This window comes from Mitsuaria sp. TWR114 (assembly GCF_007997345.1).
Genome location: NZ_VOSR01000959.1, coordinates 1 through 1606, shown reverse-complemented (window position 1 = coordinate 1606; position 1606 = coordinate 1). Strand labels below are relative to the sequence as shown.

2 protein-coding genes and 1 pseudogene are annotated in these 1606 nt (G+C 67.8%); 1 reads left to right on the top strand and 2 read right to left on the bottom strand.

The features are described 5' to 3' along the window. A pseudogene (locus FUT87_RS31165) lies at positions 1–173 on the bottom strand (aldehyde dehydrogenase family protein); the annotation flags it as partial. Positions 174–244: 71 nt separating this feature from the next. After that, positions 245–1174 carry a dihydrodipicolinate synthase family protein gene (locus FUT87_RS26295; RefSeq protein WP_091724729.1) on the bottom strand — a complete coding sequence of 310 codons (930 nt, stop codon included), beginning with the start codon at positions 1172–1174 and terminating at the stop codon, positions 245–247. A 183-nt stretch (positions 1175–1357) separates the two neighbouring features. Here FUT87_RS26295 and FUT87_RS26290 point away from each other — a divergent pair. Beyond that, a partial coding sequence (locus FUT87_RS26290; protein WP_147242890.1) for an SDR family NAD(P)-dependent oxidoreductase occupies positions 1358–1606 on the top strand: 249 nt, incomplete at its 3' end.

Below are 1606 nucleotides of genomic sequence, written 5' to 3'. Positions count from 1 at the left end.
GCGGGGAACGCGGCCTGCGCCGCGGCGATGGCGGCCTCGGTCTGCGCGGCGTCGGCTTGCGCGTACAGCCCGATCACGTCGCTGGTGTCGGACGGATTGATGTTGGGTCGCTGGTCCACGCCGGCGACCCATTCGCCGGCGATGTAGTTCTTGAATTCAGGAATGGCGCTCATGACGGTCCTTGCTGACCCGCGTCGCTCACGGCGTCACGGCGGGTCTGAAAGTGAGGGAGAAGAAGGCGGACTCAGCGGCCCCAGCGCAGCACCAGCGGATCGAGCCGACGTGCCGCGTCGAGCAGGCCGGCCCGCACCTGCGGGTTCATCGTCGGGAACGGATGGCGCGGTGCGTCGCACGCGATCACGCCGCCCTCCTTCATCAGCGCCTTGGCGGTCAGGATGCCGCCCTGGCGGTTCTCGTAGTTGATCAGCGGCAGCCAGCGGCCGTACTCGGCCACCGCGGTCTCGCGGTCACCGGCGGCGTAGGCATCGACGATGCGACGGATGCCGTCCGGATAGGCACCGCCGGTCATCGCGCCGGTGGCGCCGGCATCCAGGTCGGCCAGCAGCGTGATCGCCTCCTCGCCGTCCCAGGGACCCTCGATCGCCTCGCCGCCCAGCGCGATCAGCTCGCGCAGCTTGCTGGCGGCGCCGGCGGTCTCGATCTTGAAGTAGCGGACCTGCTCGATCTCCTTGGCCATGCGGGCCAGGAACGGCGCCGGCAGCGGCGTGCCCGACATCGGCGCGTCCTGGATCATGACGGGGATGTCGATCGCATCGGACAGGCGCGCGTAGAACTCGAAGATGCCGGCCTCGCCCACCCGCAGCGTCGCGCCGTGATACGGCGGCATCACCATCACCATCGCCGCGCCCAGGTCCTGCGCCAGGCGGCTGCGCTCCGCGCAGATCTGCGTGCTGTAGTGGGTGGTGGTCACGATGACCGGCACGCGACCGGCGACGTGCTCCAGGATCGTGCGCGTCAGCACCGCGCGTTCGTCGTCGCCGAGCACGAACTGCTCCGAGAAATTCGCCAGGATGCACAGGCCGGTGGAGCCGGCATCGATCATGAAGTCGATGCAGCGCTTCTGGCTTTCCAGGTCGAGGCCGCCCTGGGCGTTGAAGGTCGTGGGCACGACCGGGAACACGCCCTTGTAGGGCCGGGGGAAGCTCAGGCTCATCTTGTCTCCAGAGGATCGGTGATTCTTGTTGGATCGAATTAAAGTATTACTTTATTGATTCACGTATCGGTGCAAACCCTCATTCATGGCTTCTTCACTTCTCAAATAGTCAGACTTATAGAATCAGCACCACGACACACCCACAAGGGCGCGACACTCGCGTCCGACAACGACGGAGACACCATGACCAGCGCCCTCTATCCCAGCCTGCGCGAGCAGCGCGTGCTCATCACCGGCGGCGCGACCGGCATCGGCGCGACGCTGGTCGAGCGCTTCGCCGCCCAGGGCGCGCGGGTGGGATTCATCGACATCGCCGCGGACGCCGGGCGCGAGCTCGCGGCGCGGCTGCCGGGTTGCGCCTTCGTCGCGGCCGACCTGACCGACATCGCGCAGCTGCGCGCCGCGATCGCGACGCTGCGCGAGCAGCTCGGC